At 66.3% G+C, this 976-nt stretch carries 3 protein-coding genes; all 3 read right to left on the reverse strand.

Going from position 1 to position 976, the window contains the following annotated elements; genetic code table 11:
- Positions 1–266 (reverse strand): hypothetical protein (locus QJT78_RS51580; protein WP_281460898.1); only part of this gene is annotated, 266 nt, incomplete at its 3' end.
- Positions 263–745 (reverse strand): hypothetical protein, encoded by a 483-nt coding sequence (locus QJT78_RS51585; protein ID WP_049807942.1) that lies wholly within the window; start codon positions 743–745, stop codon positions 263–265. The genes QJT78_RS51585 and QJT78_RS51580, both read right to left, overlap by 4 nt.
- Positions 745–976, reverse strand: a 232-nt coding sequence (locus tag QJT78_RS51590) for a hypothetical protein (RefSeq protein ID WP_281460899.1), incomplete at its 5' end; no start/stop codon positions are given. The genes QJT78_RS51590 and QJT78_RS51585, both read right to left, overlap by 1 nt.

Raw genomic sequence — 976 nt, forward strand, 5'->3', positions numbered from 1 at the left:
ATGTCGCGCACGGTATGGCTGTCGACCGTCAGCAAGTGTGTCGGGCGCACCTGCAGCGCGGCCGATGTGCGCGGCGAGACCGTGGGCGCCAATCGGTCGATCACATCAAGCGGCAGCCACGCCTCGGCTAGGATGAGCTCGCGCCTGGCCGGCGGCAGCGCCGGCACCGTCTCCGGCGCGCCCAGGCGGGCTCGAACCGCCCGGTAATGCGTCGACAACTCCTGTGCGAACGATCGCTCGCGAACCGGTACAAGCGCTGTGCTCATGCCTGCCTCCGTGATTCAAACTTGCGGCCGGAGGGAAACGACGACCGGCTGCGGATCTTCTGCTTCGGTTTGGTCGGCTTCGGCCGAGGGCGGCCGGTCGCCTTCGCCTCCATGACGGCCTGGTGCTCGTCGTGGCTGCGGCGGATGTTGCGGGTGCGGGAGCGCTCTCCGGTGTCGGATCCCCGCGTCGTGATGCGCGTCGTCCCGCCAGGACCGTTCGTCAGCTTGTCGTGTTGCTCCACGGTAATGGCCTGGATGTGGGTCGGGTCGTTCGCCGCCGGGACGGTGTCCCATTTCGCAGTATCGAACTTGCGCGCCTCGAGCGGAGGCCGGTGGTCGAAATGGGTGTTATCAACCGTGCCGAGACGCTCTTTGTCGATCTTGCTACGGCCATGCTGATTGATCAGCACCTGTAGCTTGACCTTGCAGGGGATCGGCGGCCGCTTCCAATCCGGGGGGGCGCGATCGAGGATGGCCATCAGCCGATGATCTCCCCGACACGCTTGAGGCAGGCCGCCATATCGATTTCGCCGGCCACGCGTTGTGTGTGGATGGAGAGGATCTTGCCTGCGACCTCGTTGCCGGCGGCATCGAAGTCACCGTTGCGCGTGATCCACGCCGTGCTTTGCTTGCCGAGCTTGGCCGGGCCCCCGTTCTCGATCGTGGCGAGCGCCTTGCTGTAAGATTGCAAGCGCTCCGGGCTCGCGGGG

The sequence above is a fragment of the Bradyrhizobium sp. Mp27 genome (genome assembly GCF_029953005.1).
GTDB lineage: Bacteria > Pseudomonadota > Alphaproteobacteria > Rhizobiales > Xanthobacteraceae > Bradyrhizobium > Bradyrhizobium barranii.

Excerpts from the sequence above, each read along its gene's own strand:
- QJT78_RS51585 (WP_049807942.1), bottom strand. The coding sequence starts at position 745 with ATGGCCATCCTCGATCGCGCCCCCCCGGATTGGAAGCGGCCGCCGATC.